The organism is Novipirellula artificiosorum (assembly GCF_007860135.1).
Taxonomy (GTDB): Bacteria; Planctomycetota; Planctomycetia; order Pirellulales; family Pirellulaceae; genus Novipirellula_A; species Novipirellula_A artificiosorum.
On the sequence record NZ_SJPV01000004.1, the window covers coordinates 486,961 to 503,162 of the forward strand.

At 55.6% G+C, this 16,202-nt stretch carries 12 protein-coding genes; 7 read left to right on the top strand and 5 right to left on the bottom strand.

Annotated elements, in window-relative coordinates; translation table 11 throughout:
* The first annotated feature begins 72 nt into the window (after positions 1-72).
* Positions 73-1,527 carry a sulfatase gene (locus Poly41_RS14345; RefSeq protein ID WP_146526939.1) on the top strand — a complete coding sequence of 485 codons (1,455 nt, stop codon included), beginning with the start codon at positions 73-75 and terminating at the stop codon, positions 1,525-1,527.
* Between the two features lie 173 nt (positions 1,528-1,700).
* Here Poly41_RS14345 and Poly41_RS14350 read toward each other — a convergent pair whose 3' ends face one another.
* Entirely contained in the window at positions 1,701-3,041 is a 1,341-nt protein-coding gene (locus Poly41_RS14350; protein ID WP_146526941.1) for a sulfatase-like hydrolase/transferase, read from the bottom strand.
* A gap of 214 nt (positions 3,042-3,255) precedes the next feature.
* Here Poly41_RS14350 and Poly41_RS14355 point away from each other — a divergent pair, with 214 nt between their 5' ends.
* From Poly41_RS14355 to Poly41_RS35690, 6 genes are all read left to right on the top strand, one after another.
* Positions 3,256-5,253 carry a sulfatase-like hydrolase/transferase gene (locus Poly41_RS14355; RefSeq protein ID WP_146526943.1) on the top strand — a complete coding sequence of 666 codons (1,998 nt, stop codon included), beginning with the start codon at positions 3,256-3,258 and terminating at the stop codon, positions 5,251-5,253.
* Positions 5,254-5,318: 65 nt separating this feature from the next.
* Positions 5,319-6,710 (top strand): hypothetical protein, encoded by a 1,392-nt coding sequence (locus Poly41_RS14360; protein WP_146526945.1) that lies wholly within the window; start codon positions 5,319-5,321, stop codon positions 6,708-6,710.
* Between the two features lie 43 nt (positions 6,711-6,753).
* Complete coding sequence (locus Poly41_RS14365) at positions 6,754-8,712, top strand: sulfatase (protein WP_146526947.1); 1,959 nt, start codon at positions 6,754-6,756, stop codon at positions 8,710-8,712.
* 247 nt (positions 8,713-8,959) lie between these two features.
* Positions 8,960-11,425 carry a hypothetical protein gene (locus tag Poly41_RS14370; RefSeq protein ID WP_146526948.1) on the top strand — a complete coding sequence of 822 codons (2,466 nt, stop codon included), beginning with the start codon at positions 8,960-8,962 and terminating at the stop codon, positions 11,423-11,425.
* Positions 11,426-11,442: 17 nt separating this feature from the next.
* Entirely contained in the window at positions 11,443-13,659 is a 2,217-nt protein-coding gene (locus Poly41_RS14375; protein ID WP_146526951.1) for an NIPSNAP family protein, read from the top strand.
* Positions 13,660-14,055: 396 nt separating this feature from the next.
* A complete protein-coding gene (locus Poly41_RS35690; protein ID WP_146526953.1) occupies positions 14,056-14,328 on the top strand; it encodes an AraC family transcriptional regulator in 273 nt (90 codons plus the stop codon).
* A gap of 363 nt (positions 14,329-14,691) precedes the next feature.
* Here the strand turns inward: Poly41_RS35690 and Poly41_RS14385 are convergent, their stop codons facing one another.
* The 4 genes from Poly41_RS14385 to Poly41_RS34080 all read right to left on the bottom strand — a co-directional run bounded on the left by Poly41_RS14385 (position 14,692) and on the right by Poly41_RS34080 (position 16,021).
* Positions 14,692-14,919 (bottom strand): DUF4314 domain-containing protein, encoded by a 228-nt coding sequence (locus Poly41_RS14385; RefSeq protein ID WP_146526954.1) that lies wholly within the window; start codon positions 14,917-14,919, stop codon positions 14,692-14,694.
* A gap of 173 nt (positions 14,920-15,092) precedes the next feature.
* The gene (locus tag Poly41_RS14390; protein ID WP_146526956.1) at positions 15,093-15,347 is read right to left on the bottom strand and encodes a hypothetical protein; all 255 of its coding nucleotides are present in this window, start codon (positions 15,345-15,347) and stop codon (positions 15,093-15,095) included.
* 195 nt (positions 15,348-15,542) lie between these two features.
* Entirely contained in the window at positions 15,543-15,818 is a 276-nt protein-coding gene (locus Poly41_RS14395) for a hypothetical protein (protein WP_146526957.1), read from the bottom strand.
* A gap of 41 nt (positions 15,819-15,859) precedes the next feature.
* Positions 15,860-16,021, bottom strand: coding sequence for a hypothetical protein (locus tag Poly41_RS34080; protein WP_197231335.1), 162 nt, complete (start codon positions 16,019-16,021; stop codon positions 15,860-15,862).
* Between the last annotated feature and the right edge of the window lie 181 nt (positions 16,022-16,202).

Here is a 16,202-nt window from a genome sequence, read left to right on the forward strand (position 1 = left end):
AGAAAGTTCCGACGCATGGCTAGAGACAGAAATTAGGCTTAAGGGCAGGATTGGAACGGAAAAGAGTAACTCATGAAACCCTCCATCGTTTTTCTGATAGCCTTCTTAAGCGTGCTTCCGCTTCGTGGACAATCCGAAGAAAGACCGCCCAACATTGTCATCATCATGGCTGATGACCTCGGCTGGAATGGCCTTGGATGCTATGGCTCCGAACTCGCACAGACACCTTGCCTTGACCAACTGGCAGCAGAAGGAATGCGGTTCACGGATGCCTATGCCTTGTCGCAATGCCTCCCGACCAGGGCGGCGATATTTTCCGGACAGTATGGTGCGCGAACCGGGCTGACATCGGTTGAGACTAGTTCACCCGGCTATGCGCCTATGATTTCCCCGGGCCGCCCCAAGGCTCTCGAACCTGAAGTTTACACCCTGTTTGAGATGCTGCGGGACGCCGGCTACAAAACCGGCATGAGCGGGAAGCTGCACCTTGGAGGGCCTCTCAATACGAATTCCGCATTGAAGAATAAAAATCGTGGAATGGAGTACTTACATGACTATGGCTTGCAATGGGCCGGGACGGCGACGCCAAATCGAAATGATAAAAATGTCAGCGCTATCACGGACGACATCATCGAGTTTATTGAAGAGAACCGTGATGGCCCATTCATCGCGTACGCTGCCCATCGTTCGCCACACATGCCGCTGGAGGTTCCGCCATCCAGTGTTCAACGGGCGGTTGACCGCGGGTTCAAGCGAAGCAGCAATCCTCGAGGTCTGTTTTCAGAACGGGTCACCGCCGACTACGTTGCCATGATCGAATATCTCGACAGTTCGATCGGACGGATCACTGACAAGTTGGACGAATTGGGCATCGCAGAAAACACGCTCTTGCTTTTCCTGTCCGACAATGGGGGCCTCACCCGGGTCTGGAAGAATGATCCGCTTCGCGGTGGAAAAGGGCAGCTTTATGAGGGGGGAGTCAGGGTGCCGTTCATTGTTCGCTGGCCGACCAAAGTGAAAGCTGGAAGCACTTGCACTGCCCCGGTGCACGTGGTCGACCTGTTCCCTACATTCATGGACCTGGCGGGAGCCCAGCCGAGGAAGGATCAAATTCTGGATGGCGTAAGTCTCGTTCCGCTACTCAAGCAAACAGGCTCTTTTGCACGCGATGCCATTTTTTCTCATCATCCAGAGTATGTGGTTGGCTACGCAAAGACACCTTGCTCTATGGTTCGCAAAGGAAACTATAAACTCATTCACTACTTCGGAGACTACCTTGATCCCACTGGCTGTGTGCCGGGCGGGGCAGGCGCTCTTTACGGGAGATTCATCCTCGGCAGCAGAACGGAGTTATACGATCTCAAGCAAGACCCAGGCGAAACCCAGAACCTCGCGAATGACATGCCCCAAGTGGCGGAAGAGCTGATGGCCGACCTCGAATCATGGTGGTCGTCAACCGGAGCAAGGATGCCAATGCCCAATCCAAACATGGATCGCAGCAAATGGAAATGGAACAAGAATGATTAGACACGCTTCGGGCCATTTGCAGGTCATCCTGGGTGATTCAATTCAAGAGCCTGGAGCTTTCGCCGTCGAAGGGAAAGTCGATCCGATTGCCGAAATAGAGCAGACACATCACCGTAGTGGAACTCGCCAAGAGCTTCGTAAAGCTGATCGTCCGAAAGTCTTGACGATTTCCGCTACTGAGCAATCGGGGCATTGGTCGTTTGCAAGTCCTTAACGGCTTGTTTCAATAAATTCCAGTCAGAGGTCGCTTCGGTCGACAGTGCCGTTGGTTCAAGCGGGGACTTCTCAAATGGATCGGCCTCCGTGTTGTAGAACTCGCCTGTACTGTACAGCTTTCGATCTTGGGTTTTGACGAAGAATCTGCCTCTGTGTTCGGCATAGGCCCACCCTCGCGTCGAGTGACCTTCCCCACGTAACAGAGCGGCGAAACTGTGGCCGTCGAGTTTGGCATCCGCAGGTAGCGCTCCTCCGAGCAAGTCTGCTAGTGTCGGTAGGAGGTCGCTGAAATCCACTAAGTCATTCCATGATTGACCTGGGGTGATCACCCCTTTCCACACGGCCAGCGTTGGAACTCGCGTGCCCCAGTCAGTCAGCCTTCCTTTTCCGCCGGGAACGGACTGGCCCTTGAACTGCGAGACGACCTTCTCGTAGACAAACTCGTTCCGTTTACCTTTTGCGGAGAGCTTTGATTTGGCGGCGGTTCCATTATCTGCAGTGAAAAGAATGAGTGTGTTGTCGTCGAGTCCCGAAGACTTGAGGAACCTCATCAGTCGGCCAACCTGCAGATCCATTTGCTCTACCATCTCGGCATGATTGTCGTAGCGGCCTCGCGGTCCGTGTGGAACTGGTGCCTTGAGGTCATTCGTAACATCGTGACACAGCGCCATCGAGTAATACGCTAGAAACGGCTTGTTCCGTTCGTGGTTTCGCCTCATGAAGTCGACCAAAAAGTCAATGTAAAGATCCGGACCGTACTTGCCTGCCGTGTCGGTTCGCAAGACTCCGTTCTCGTAGATCATTGGTTCGTGGTATCGCGGTCCTTCGTGCCATCCAAACAATGACCACTCGTCGAAGCCCATTCTTCGCGGTTGTCCAGTGTCGTCTTTCATCAGGCACAACTGCCATTTTCCTGCAACGGCCGTCGCATAGCCGGCGTTCTTCGCAACGTTCGCAAACGTGCGGCTCTCAGCATGCTTCGGAAAGCTACCCCATTTCGGATTGCCGAGGTGACGTGGATACTGACCGGTCATGAGGGTGACGCGAGTGGGATGACAGACCGGCATGGCGTAGCAGTGCTCAAGCATCGCGCCACTGGCAGCAAGTTGATTGAGGTTTGGAGTCTCGTACGACGAGCCGCCATAGCACTCGAGCACCTCCCGGCCGACATCATCGGCCAGAATGAGCAAAATGTTTGGCCGACTCTCAGCCGACATCGCACTCGCACAGAGACAACACGACGCTAGCATCGAGAGGAGAACGTTGTATTTGCGAATCTCAATGGAATGCGTTTTCATGATTCAGAATCAATTGCCCGGTCACAGAACCTGTTTTAAGCTGACATCGCAGAAAGTGACGCACGGAATAGTGAGCAAGCATCATACTTGAAGATCGAGGGGAATTGTCGCGGATCAGCTTCATGCCCATTCGCTCAACACTTAAACTGTCTGGCTGAACTATAGCGGCATCCCGACTCAATTAACCAACCATTGGGTGCGACCAATCGTCCACATGAAAATCATCGAGTACCATTTCGATTCGCGTCGTCTAGCCCTTACGGCATTCTTACTTGTCGCGATGTCGCTGGGTATCGGATCGGCTTTTGCGGAAGAGTCGAACGGTGAGAAACCGAACTTCGTCGTCATTTTCATCGATGATTTGGGCTTCGCGGATCCGGGCTGCTTTGGAAATCCGCTGATCAAAACGCCGCACATCGACAAGCTCGCTGCCGAAGGCATCAAGTTGACCAACTTCTACGTCAACTCGCCAATCTGTTCTGCCTCGCGCGTTGCGCTAACCACCGGTCAATATCAGGGCCGCTGGAAGATCCACTCGTTCCTCAATACGCGCGCCGGAAATGCAAATCGCGGCATGGCTGACTACCTCGACCCGTCCGCTCCGACGACTGCAAAGAAGCTGAAAGCAGCCGGCTACTCAACCGCTCATTTCGGCAAGTGGCACATGGGAGGCGGTCGTGACGTGGACGACGCCCCCTTACCTCAGGCGTATGGCTTCGACGAATCCCTGGTTTCCTTCGAGGGCCTGGGCGATCGAATCATTTCCAATCCGAAGGGCGTTGAGCGCGCCCGGGCTCTCGGGCATGGAAAGGTCATTCCGTGCAGCCGCTGGGAAAGGATGCAGATCCAGACAGATCGCACGATCGATTTCGTTCGGCGGCACCGTGACGAGCCATTCTACGTTCGACTGTTCCCCAACGACGTTCACGACGCGCACGTGCCGCGTCCCGGCAGTGCTGATAAATTCAAAAGTGTTTCCGATGATCCTTATGTTCGCGATTTTTTTGCCGTGCTCGAAGAGATGGACAAGCAAATCGGTCGACTCGTCGCGACCATCGACGAACTGAACCTCGGAAAGAAGACGCTGATTCTCTTCACAAGCGACAACGGCCCCACTGACTGGCCAAAGAAATATCTGACAGGCCCACCGGCTGGCTTCACCGGTCCTTACCGTGGAAGGAAATGGTCGTTATTCGAAGGCGGCATCCGCATGCCCTTTATTGCACGCTGGACCGGAACGATTTCAGCCGGTATTGAAGATAACAGCAGCGTCGTGGCCGCAATTGATCTCTCTCCGACCATCTGTCGAATCGCCGGAGTTCCAGTCGAGACGGATCTTGATGGTGTGGACCGAAGCGGGGTTCTGCTGGGTAACGCATCCCGTCGCTCCCAACCCGTTTTCTGGCAGTACGGACATCCCCACGCCATCCTCAAAGGCGGCAAACCGGAACACCAGAGCCCCACGTTCGCGATGCGGGATGGTCGCTGGAAATTTCTGGTCAATCCTGATGGCAGCGAAGCCCAACTCTTTGACCTCGAAGCAGATGAGAGCGAGACCACCAACCTTGTTTCCATACAACCAAAGCGCGCCGCCGCAATGGCCGCCCTAATCTCGGCGTGGTGTAACGACCTGGGTTTTGCATTCGATCACGAGGCTCCACTCACCGCGCCTGTTCCGACGATTGCGATTCTCGCCAGTAACCAGTTCCTTCGTTTTGTAAATCACGGCGTCCAGGGAAACACTGTTTCACTCCAGTTGGACGGGAGGTCATGGCTCGACCTGCCCGCGTTTCGAGTGCCGAAAGTAGTAGGCGGTCGCTCGCTTCAAATCAAAGGCACCATTCGGCCAAGTGCTCCGTCGGGAGTTGTCCTTGCTCATGGTGACAATCGATCCGGCTATAGTGTCTACCTCGATAAGGGCCATTTGTGCTTTGCTACGTGTGTCAGCAAGAAACGCACAGTGGTCAGGTCTCCGGCCGCGATCACTGGTGCCGCCAGTTTTGAAGCAAACTGGAGCTCAGGCGGATCCGTGTTTCTTAAGGTAGATGGAAAACTTGCCGGCAAGGCGGATCCAGGAATCCTCCGCCACGAGCCCGGCGACTCCATTCAAATTGGTGCAGACCTGGTTCAGCCCGTCGGGAACTACAGCACTCCGAACCACTTTGCCGGCAGCATAGAAAATCTCACATTCAGGTATCCGAACGGAACATGATGAGAAACCGTGGAATGCCGCTCTTCCAGTCCCCGGTCAACCTCAAGGCCAATAGACACTCAAGAATGAAAACGCTTGAAGCTAATATGCGAACCAACAAACTGAGTTTAAGTCTCGGCGTCTCTCTACTCTGCCTCACGGCGCTGTCCACAGCAGCAGATGCCGAGACTCCAGCCTTGCCCGACGCTTTGATGTGCATTCCAGGGGAGCTCCTGTTCTCTGAAAGCTTCGACCCCGAGACCACCAGCGATCGCTGGTTCTTCAAAGCCGAGTTCGCGCTTCGTGACGGCGCGTTGTTGCGGACGGATGTCGATCCGACGGAAACCAAACGAGTCTTCCTGAAAAATCCTTCCTTCCACAACACGGTCATTCAATTCGACTTCAAACTTTCCGGCCAAACGACCGACCTGCGACTCGTGACTGGCAGCGGCGGACACTACAACAGCGTCACCCAAATCCACCCCAACCACTTTCAGGTTAACACGCCCGTCGATCGTGATGCAGGGCTTGTTCCCGCCCAACTTGGCGAATGCGTCCGCGGGCCTCGTCCCGACCAGTGGCAGACCATGACGGTCGAATACTGGGGCGACGAAATCGTTGCGCACCTGAGCAACAGCGAGTTCGTACTCGGCAAACATCCGATCATTGATCGCACTCGCCAGTACTTCGCCTTCCAGTTTGATCTCCCAGGTGCCTCGATCGACAACGTCCGCGTCTGGGCGGCCAGCGGCCAGCGCGAAGACTGGAACGAGACGCGAAAAAAGCTCGCGAAGGCACAGGCCAACCGCGATCCTGTCAGCCGCGACCCGGCGGAGCGTTACAAGCTTGCCTACATGAACCTCAAGTCCCGCCTCACTCTGGAGGATCAGGCCTACCGGGACCTCGTGGCCAGACACGAAAACCTCCAGGCTGATCTGCACGCAGACTACGCGGAAGCCTTCGTCACCCATAAGCAACTCGGCAAACTCATCGCCAAGAAGAAACAGCACATCAAGGAGACCGACCCCGACTTCAAGATCATGGAAACTCGGGTCCACAAAGCGAGTCGCGCGGAGGACGATTACATCCTCTCCCAAAAGCCCGAACTTGCGCGTCTGAAGGAGGATGGAGTCAACAGAAACCGGTTCCCGTCGGAACTGGGTTTGGTCCGCGCCAAGCTCGAAGCCGCCGGTGACAAGCAACTCGCTACCTTGATCGCCGAAACGGCCCGACTTCAGGCCGCCCTCGAAGCCCGCTTCCCCGAAGCCTTCGAAAGCGTGGACGCCGCCGTCGAAAAGCGGAATGCAAAACGCAAATCGCTGAACAGCGATCCCGAGTTTCAGGCTCGCAACAGAGCTGTCGTTGACGCAGGCAAGGCCATCAAAGACTATGAGCATCAAGCTCCTCCAAACCTTGACCAGCTCGAAGCCGCTTCCAAAGTCTACATCGACTCTCTCAAGTCATCCGACGCGAACTGAACTGAGGCGTGTCCACCCTACTTCAACGACGATGAGTACTGTAATGAAATTGATTTGGATCGCCGTGACTGCGTTGTTATTGGTTGGGAATGTTCCTGCTGCGGCTAAGGATCAACCTAACGTCGTGCTCTTTGTCGTCGATGACATGGGCTGGATGGATAGCTCTGCTTATGGTTCGCAGTACTACGAGACGCCGAATATGGAACGATTGGCGAGACAGGCGATGCGATTCACCGATGCCTATGCCGTGCCACTGTGCTCCCCAACGCGGTGCTCAATTCTCTCGGGGCAACACTCAGCACGTCATCGCGTCACCTCGGCAAGTGGCCATCAACCGCCGGCGGCACCAGATGCTTCGCCCTATCCCGAGAAGACATCACCAGCCTCGCAGTTCATCTTTGCAAACAGCAAGAACTTCATCGATCCGGCGATCGTGACATTGGCCGAGGTATTGCGGGACGCAGGCTATCGGACTGGGCACTTTGGCAAATGGCACCTTGGTTTGATGCCCGAGAATCGACCCGACCAGAACGGTTTCGAAACGACTTGGGCATGCGCGCCAGATCCAGGGCCGCCGAGCTATTTTTCACCCTACGGCGTTTCGCCCGAAGGACGCCCGACTGGGCAGCATCATGTGGGCAACATCACCGATGGGCCAGACGGGGAATACATCACGGATCGTCTGACGGATGAGGCGTTGAAATTCATCGAGACACATCAGAACGAACCCTTCTACCTGAACCTCTGGCAGTACGGTGTGCATGGGCCGTGGGGGCACAAAGAGGAATACACGGCCGAGTTTGCGAAGAAGAAAGATATGCGGGGTGAACAAGACAATCCGATCATGGCGTCGATGCTCAAGAGTGTGGATGAAAGCCTTGGTCGGGTGATGGCCAAGTTAGATGAACTGGGACTGACCGAGAACACGCTGTTCATTTTCTATTCGGACAATGGCGGCAATGTGCATAGCAATCGGGAAGACGACCGTAAGATTGCCAACCTGAGTAAGAACCACCCGAGGATGGCGGCGATTCGGGAGTGGCGGAAGTGGGCCGGAGGTGAAGGCCCCACCAATAACGCACCCTTGCGCGAAGGCAAAGCGCGCATTTACGAGGGCGGCCAACGTGTGCCGTTGATGGTGCGTTGGCCGGGTAAGATCAAACCGGGCACAACCGATAATACGGTTGTCGGAGCCATTGACCTTTATCCCACCGTGCTCGACGCGGTGGACATCGAGTTACCAGTCCATCACATCGTCGACGGACTGTCGTTTCTACCGGTGTTGAAGCAAACCAGCCGTCTCAATCGTGAGGCCTACTTCACCTGGTTTCCTCATATCGTCCCAGCGGTGTCCGTGCGGAAAGGTGAGTGGAAACTGATCCGGCGCTTCGAGCCGCATCGAGATTACCCCGAGGTGCGAGAGCTTTACAACCTGACCAAAGATATCGGTGAGACGAATAACTTGGCCGCAGCCATGCCGGACAAGGTGAAGGAACTCGATGCGTTGATCGACGGATTCATCGCCGACACGGGTGCGCTGGTCCTCAAACCGAATCCAGCTTATTCACCGAAGGTCGCAAGGGCGGCTCGGGCTCTTGATGCCGGGCTCGTACCGAAGATGTGCACGGTCGAGCTGAAGAACGGAGCCTTGGTAGTGACGATGGAGACGGGAAAACGAAATCCTTTCCTCGGCACGGCTCAGATCAAAACGCGGCTGCCGTTGACTCTGCGCTTACGGGCTCGGAGTAAGACTGGAGGCGCAGGAAAGGTGCACTGGAAGCTGGCGGCTCAGGAGGATTTTCCTGCACAGGGACAGGTCGTGAATTTCATTCTTCCTGCAGGCTCTGAGTGGCAAAATCTGTCGATCGATTTGCCGATTGAGAAAACGACGCAGATCATTCGTCTGTATCTTCCATTAGAAAATGGGCCGGTGGACATCCAATCCATCGACTACCTTGATGCGAAAACAAAGAAGTCGGTCAAACGCTGGGAGTTCCAGTAGGGTGGACACTGCCTACCCTACTTCCTCCCACCGTCGAAGGCGTCACCACTCAAGGTTACGATGTCGACTTCGGTGAAAACAGCGCCATCGACGCTCAACTCCACCCCTCCAGTCAACCCGGCTTCGGCCTCTCCTTGCCGTCACCGTCTTAGGGAAAATGCCGTGTGGCGGAATATCCTTTGACGCCGATTGCGGCAAACGCAAACGGCGACGTTGAGATACGATTCTGCTCCACGGTCCAACTTCCATGATTACTTCTCAGTTTTCCCGGATCGCCGTAGCATTGGCTTGGCTGGTCTGCACGAATATCACACTCGCAGAAGCTCCGCCGTTTTCCGACTACTGCCTGCGATTGCAGCAGGAGGTTCAGGGGAAGAAACACGGATTCCTCGCCGGAAACGTTACGTACTATGTCGGCGGGTTTCATGCGAGTTGGGAGCTGAAAGAACACGAAACGCTTGGCTTGACTCATCTGTTCCATCATGACTTGCGCAGCCGCGGCGTCGGATTGGTCCGCAGCCACGGCAAAGGGCATGACGACACGGGTCTCGGCAACGACTTCTCGGGCTGGGAGTTCTACAAGGATACGCGGGTGCTCTATGGCAGCGTCTTGATCGGCGAAAAGATTCATCGCCATCCCATTCCGACGAAGATGTTCTGGCGGCCTGATCGGATGATCTGTGAATACGAAGTTGACGGCGTCCAAGTGCGAGAGGAGAAATTCATCGCTGATAACGATGCTGCCTGCACGTTGATTACCGCATCGCAACCCGTCACACTGCGGTTCAACGGTCAGAGTTTTTTTGGCCGGAATAGTCTCACGAGCACAGCGACGATCCAATACGACTCGGACCACAACGCCATCCACATCGTCGAAGGCGGCACGACGAAGTGCCAACCAGAAAACGATCGATCCGAGCACACCGGCCCGATCATGTATGAGGGAATGAGCACGGTTCTCACTGCTTCACGCGATTTCGCCAGTAACCATCGGTTCAGCAAGGGCGAGTACCGTGAGTGGCATTATGAGTTCGATGTGCCCTGCGATTCGACGGGCGTCGTACTCGTCTGGGCAATGCATGATGACGGGCAACAGGCAATCCAGAACGCGATGGCTGTGCTGGGTAGCGAAAGTCGTCAAGTCTTTCGACCATCTTCGGAAACCGAAACCGAAACCGGTAGCGGAAGTCGTCAAAACTTTCGGCACTCCCCAACCGAAACTCTTGACGAGTATCGCTACAAGCACGCATCTAGAATGATGCTCGCGAAGACGCGCGAGATGAATCGACAGCTCAACGAAGATATCCCGTGGTTCCGTTGTTCGGATCGAAAGTTTGAAGACATCTACTACTACCTGTGGTCGCTGTACCTGATGTATTACATTGACGTGCAGCGGGGCTGGGAGATGGAGCCGCATACGCAGACGGCCGTCAATAATTTCCTCGGCATGCACCGTTACGACGCAACATTTCAGATAAGAGTAGGAGCGTGGACCGGCAACAAGGCACATTATGCTTATGGCAACGTGCTGACATGGAAGCATCTCTTCAAGGCCGGGCACTATCGCAAGTCACCCGAAGGCGTGATTTCGCTCGCCGACAACAAAGGGACGACGTGGCATTCGGGTGTGTACGGCAATGAGCTATCAGAGCATGTCCTCGGTGCTTGGCAGATCTACCAGCACACAGGCGACGTCGAGTTTCTTCGTGAGTGTTACGAGGACTACTTCCGCGAGGTCTTCCGCCACGCCATCGCCCCCTTCTTCTCAAATCACTTTGACGTGGCCGAATCGCTGACGAAGATGGCCCGTCTGACCGGCCACGACGAGGATGTCGACCACTGGCAGCGACTGCTTCCACGTAGCGACGAACAAATTAGAACTTGGTTCCATCAGCGGTGGCAGGCGAACGGACACGAAGATTTCTTCGGCGGTAGCAACGACGGCATGTTGATGACGACCGGATTTTGGCACATGCGTTCAAAGCATTTTCCGCGAAAAAACGCTTTGGAAATGACCCCGTCCTGGGCGCTGAACAGAGACAAGGGGTTTTATGGCGACGGTGACTTGTTCCCACTCGCCATGTCCCGTCAGTCCATGAAAACCTTTGCGTCGGATGTCGACCACGCATTCGGCTACACACCGGACACCGCGTACTTCACGCTCGACGGCATGTTTCGCCAGCGACTGGGCGATCCGGCCTGGCGGCTGACGCTGAATCATCTGCAAAACTACAACTTTCATTCCGACTGGAACATTCCGGTCGCGCCAGAAGCCTACACTCGCAGCGGCAAATTGTTCGGCGACCAGTATTCAAACTTTAACGCCGGTAAACTGCTGTTGTACCTGGAAGGTCTTGCGGGTCTTGAGTACTCAATTCCCAACAACACACTCACCGTGCATGACACGATGCCCATCAACTGGGAATGGATGGAAGTCCGCCTGCCGATTCGGATGCCTGGCGAAGAAAAAACCCATTGGCCGACGATTCGGTACGAACGGTCGCAGAGTGGAGACGACATCGCCAAGTCGATTCGCGTCACTGACTGTCCACTAAGGATTACGATTGCACCCTGGTCGGAAACGAAACGCGTCATTGCCTCCGAGTCCCAGCCAGACAGTAGCCGAATGTCGACGGCTTCCCAATATCCGTCCTATGGTTTCGATGAACGGGACTCAGCAGCGCACGTCAAACTGCGACTGGTGGATAAATAGAGAGGATTTGCAGAGCAATGAAGTTTCAACACCGATATGGCAGGAAGATGGCGGCAGGAAAGTACTCTGCTCCGATCTTCCTGCCCCCATTTTCCGGTCAATGTCTTGCCGTACTTACGATCTTCCTGGCCACTGCGGTTTCTCTTGCAGGCGAACCAGCTCGCTGGTCGCTGAGCTACGACGCCGGCTACCGGGATGAAAACGGTGCCTATGCGGGCGGCAGCGAGATCATGCACATCGTGTCGCATCGTGGGAAACTGTACGCGGCCAACGGGTATTGGATGGATGCCCATTGGGTCATCCCTCCAGACCCCGAAGAGCAATCGGCCCAGGTGCTTCGTCTCGATTCGTCCGGCGGGACCTGGCAAGTCGATCTGGAGATGGGCAAGTCGAACGGTTACGACCTGCGCTACATGAAGGGCAACATCCTCAAGTCGGTGACGTTCACTTATGGCGCAGACGGCAAGCGGTTGCCTGAGCCCGTCAACCTGCTGGTCATGGCGGCGGGCGCGACCTTTGAACGTGGCGGTGCGGTTTCCGCCTGGGTGCGCGATGATGAGAAGGGAGAGTGGAATCACACCATCGTGCGTCATGGAGCGAATGCAGGCGGCATCCGTTGGGTTCCGCGCGACATGGAAGTCTATCGGGACAAGGTGACAGGTGTGGAGCGGCTTATTCTATTGTTGGGCAATCCGGGTGTGGTTTCTGGGGTCTACGCCCCTGAGGCGCCAGGCAAGATTCGCTGGGAAACGATTCTGGAGTATCCGTTTTCGGAAGTTGGCAGCGTCAAGACACGTCCGCTTGGCATCGTTCAAGCCAATGGCTCGCTGTTGTTCTCCGTAGACGATGCCATCTTTCGCCGCAACGACGGTCCGCGTCCCAGCTACACCGAACTATTGCGTTTGGCTGACGACGTCGATACCGATGTCGGCGGCATTCGCGGACTGACAACCATCAAGAATCCCAACGGCCCCGGCGAGTCGGTTCTGTTTCTTTGGGCTCCGGGCGGACGCTCGACCAGCCAGGTGAAACGGCTCGATCCCGACGGCAAGGGCGGGTACACCACGCACGACGAAGCCAGCATGATGGACCTGATGAGGAAGCACCTGGATGCCGAAGTGACCTACACGTTGGGCGCGCACAACATGATGTATCCAGTTCGCCACCCGAAGACGGGAGAACTGGTACACCTGCTTGGTTTTCAAGGGAATCTCGCCGGCAAAAATCATCTGCTTTGGCCCGGCAGCCGGTTATATGGCGGCGCGCTCTACGCGATCCGCAAAGCCGACCAGAGCTACACGGTGCATGAAGTCAACAACGCCTATGCGCCTGGAAAGCTCGCGCTGGTATCCCCGCGAGCGTTTTGCCTTTCCCCGTTTGGAGACGATCAACTGTTCGTTGGAGGACACGACGCCAGCAACCGGATTTCCGACGACATGGCCTGGATTTGCAAAGCGCCGTTGGATGTCGCCCTGGGTTTGCGCGCGGGACTCGATGCGACCGAAAAGCGGCGTGAGTCCGTTCCGGATGAACGCCTGACGAAAGGTCCGGTTTACGAACTACGGATTTACGAAGCCAACGAACGCCGGCTTGCACATCTCATCACTCGCTTTCGTGAATATACCGATCGCATCTTTGCCAGACACAACATGAAAGCACTGGGCTATTGGGTGCCCACGGACGGCACGCCCCGACAGAAACGGCGTATCGTTTATGTGCTGAAGCACCCCTCACGGTATGAAGCCTACGCGAACTGGATTCACTTCACGAACGACCGCGAGTGGCAAAAAGTGTTGGACATGCCCGAGTTTAGTGGCCTCCTGGCGGAGAAGCCGACCAGCATTTTCATGACCGAGACCGACTATTCGGCAAAGGTTGCCAATGCGATCCAGCAGGCCGGCGGTGTGTATGAATTGCGGACGTACACGTGCAACGAAGGCAAACTGGGCGCGCTCAATGATCGCTTTCGCGACCACACCACCACGCTGTTTGGCAAACACGGGATGAAGAACATCGGCTATTGGACGCCGTTCGATCTGCCCGAGAGCCAAAACACATTGATCTACCTGATTCACCATGAAAGCCGCGAACAAGCGGACGCCAACTGGAAGTCGTTTCTCAGCGATCCCGCATGGCAAAGTGTGGCCAGGGAGTCTCAAAAAGACGGCAAGTTTCTGGCCAAGCCGCCAGATCGCATCTTCTTAAAACCACTGGACTTTTCGCCACTCAAGTAGAGGAAGGAAGCATCGTTTACGAGGAGATGGACATCGACCCTCAGGCAGAGCTTTACGATAGGGAAAACCGGCCGTTTCTGCTTTGCAGCGGCCAACCCTTGCCGCTGTTATCATGGCTCCTTTGAACCAGAAATCCATCGAGAACAAACAACGCAATTACCCTTGAAGCGACGAACATTTCTACGAGGCGCCGGTGTGGCCCTGGCGCTGCCTCGCCATCCCGTTTGTTGTCTGGTGAACGACCGCCCTTGAGTCCCATATACATAGCTCCCATCGGGATTGTCCGTCGCTGTAGTTCTGATGGTCTAGCGGTTGAGCACTCCGCAGTCGCCGCGGGCCTACGGTGTATTCACGACCACGCGCATGAGCCGATACGGATGGTCGATGTGACGGCGCATGTTGACATCTCGCGGAGCGGGTCGTAAAAAGCCTTTCGCGAGCACTTTGTCCGCACTCCCATGGCAGAGCTGCGGCGCGTGCGTTTGCAACACGCCATGTCACTGCTGCGGGAAACCGATTGCACCGGATAACGTCACGGAGATCGCTGAGCAAACCGGGTTTCAAACCGCACACAGCCTGTGCCGCAGTTTCAGACAGCACTTTGGAATCACTCCTGGAAGCTACCGAATTTCGACGTCTGGCGGGACTCTTCCTGATCATCGCCCCTGAAACCGATGCATATGTTTCGCAGACATCGTGTTACGATACGAAGCACAAAGAGAGGCTTCACGAAGACCGTTGCTTCCGCTGTACTCTTTTCAATCTGCGAACTCATGCTGCCACGCTAGTTCGTTTAGGGTTCTTCACTGGCCACCAACGCTTTTTCCGAAAAAAACGTACGTTTTTTACAGGCTTTCGGTGACAGAGAGAGTCACCTGGTGATATCGATGGGTTGCCGAAGGGGCTGCGTGACAGCCAAAAATTGGCAGATCAGGTCGAGACTATCGCGCTCTCGCAATCTTGGCACCCTCTAAGTTCATTCGCCGATTGCTTCGGCTCCTGCGGACCGGACGCGAAAAACGCCGCTCGGGGTTAACAGCTTTTGCCGTTCAGTTGAACGGCGCCGACACGTTCAGCGACGTCCGGTGGAATCGAAAGCATCAGCGACCGACCGTTTTCCCAGTCGACATCGACTTGCGTCCAGCCATTTTGCAGGTGCAGGCCCGTGACAGTTCCGGTGGTGCCAGTCGGAATTGGATCGGGATCGTCAGTCATCGAAGTCAGACGGATGCGATCGCCTGGTTTGAGCTGTGTCATCATGTTGAGTTTTCCACTACGAAATTGATCCGTTCGAAAAAAGCCGTGGCCCGTTGTCGGGCAGCGTGACGCGTTTGGTGGGGTGTGGCAGGATTGAGCCGCACTGACGGCAAAACGCCCGGACGCTACCAACGTCGGGCGTGCTGAAGCCGGCAATTGGGATGGGCTTGGCGGGTTTACACCACCGCGCCAAGGACACTTTTTTTTAGTTGGTCGAGCATCTCGCAAAAGATGTAATGTTCTTCCAAGAGCGGGCCAGCCGGACCGCCGTGGTCGACGTCGGCCTTTTCAAGGGCGTCGACCAAGGGGCGAAGCTCCTCGGCGATCTTGTAGTACGACCGCCGAATCTCTTGGTAGGCCTCCGGGTCGAGTGTTAGCATAGCGGTGCGAAGTTCGCTGGCGCGGGTCTTTTGGGTCTCGGTCATGGCCATGGTTGGGTCTCCGGTGGAAAGGGTATTGTTTGCGTTCGCTGCGATACGATGAACACATGAGGCCATCAATTCGCCGGCGCATCAACCAAGTCCGAGAATCAATTCCTGAACTTTTTGCATGTTTTGCGACATCTCCAACTTGGCCGATAGACGCCGCGTGTTGCGGCGCCGCAACGGTATTCAGAAAGCGCATGGCTAGCAGCTGCGGGCGGTCTCCCAAGCTCGTTTGCTGCCGTAGCAAATCTGGCCTCCTTCGACGATGTAAACCATCGCGTCGTCGGCCACGTCTTGGTCGTCGAAGTACTCGCTGGGGTCGTCCTCGCTCGCTTCGTTCATTTCCGCACCGCTGGTCACGCCGGCAATCCGGTTTTCAAAAGGCCAGTTTTCTTGCGTCATCAAACGCACTTCACAGTCTTCGCCATGTTCGTCTTGGTACTCTGCGAGCAGTTCGATCAATTCGCCAATCTTCATGACTTTATCTTCGTATTTGAAAAAGGGAAATGGAGTTACTGTTAATCGGTGGTGATGAGCGTGTCGGGTGACGCGACCTCAATCCTCGTTCCGTCGACCATTGGGATGTAATAACCGCCGAAGGTGGGGCGAAGGCTGTCGAACACTTCGACGCCGCCGATTCGGTCGCCAGGTTTGATCTCGTGGGCTTTGCGTTGTGTCATGTTTGGGGATCCGTTTGAGGTGGTGCAAAACGGTTTGGGACGACATATATTGAGCATGAATCGGAGGACGCAGCAAGTCGATTCCTCCTGCCAAATACAACCTTTTTGCATTTTTGTTTCGCTGCCCGACCTGGCCGACAATTGGCGTGTGTCGCGTCCGTTGGAATTGGTCGGCACGGCG

What these genes read in the sequence shown, in the direction of transcription:
- Poly41_RS14345 (WP_146526939.1), top strand. Translation starts at nt 73, where the DNA reads ATGAAACCCTCCATCGTTTTTCTGATAGCCTTCTTAAGCGTGCTTCCG.
- Poly41_RS14350 (WP_146526941.1), bottom strand. Translation starts at nt 3,041, where the DNA reads ATGAAAACGCATTCCATTGAGATTCGCAAATACAACGTTCTCCTCTCG.
- Poly41_RS14355 (WP_146526943.1), top strand. Translation starts at nt 3,256, where the DNA reads ATGAAAATCATCGAGTACCATTTCGATTCGCGTCGTCTAGCCCTTACG.
- Poly41_RS14360 (WP_146526945.1), top strand. Translation starts at nt 5,319, where the DNA reads ATGAAAACGCTTGAAGCTAATATGCGAACCAACAAACTGAGTTTAAGT.
- Poly41_RS14365 (WP_146526947.1), top strand. Translation starts at nt 6,754, where the DNA reads ATGAAATTGATTTGGATCGCCGTGACTGCGTTGTTATTGGTTGGGAAT.
- Poly41_RS14370 (WP_146526948.1), top strand. Translation starts at nt 8,960, where the DNA reads ATGATTACTTCTCAGTTTTCCCGGATCGCCGTAGCATTGGCTTGGCTG.
- Poly41_RS14375 (WP_146526951.1), top strand. Translation starts at nt 11,443, where the DNA reads ATGAAGTTTCAACACCGATATGGCAGGAAGATGGCGGCAGGAAAGTAC.
- Poly41_RS35690 (WP_146526953.1), top strand. Translation starts at nt 14,056, where the DNA reads ATGTTGACATCTCGCGGAGCGGGTCGTAAAAAGCCTTTCGCGAGCACT.
- Poly41_RS14385 (WP_146526954.1), bottom strand. Translation starts at nt 14,919, where the DNA reads ATGATGACACAGCTCAAACCAGGCGATCGCATCCGTCTGACTTCGATG.
- Poly41_RS14390 (WP_146526956.1), bottom strand. Translation starts at nt 15,347, where the DNA reads ATGGCCATGACCGAGACCCAAAAGACCCGCGCCAGCGAACTTCGCACC.
- Poly41_RS14395 (WP_146526957.1), bottom strand. Translation starts at nt 15,818, where the DNA reads ATGAAGATTGGCGAATTGATCGAACTGCTCGCAGAGTACCAAGACGAA.
- Poly41_RS34080 (WP_197231335.1), bottom strand. Translation starts at nt 16,021, where the DNA reads ATGACACAACGCAAAGCCCACGAGATCAAACCTGGCGACCGAATCGGC.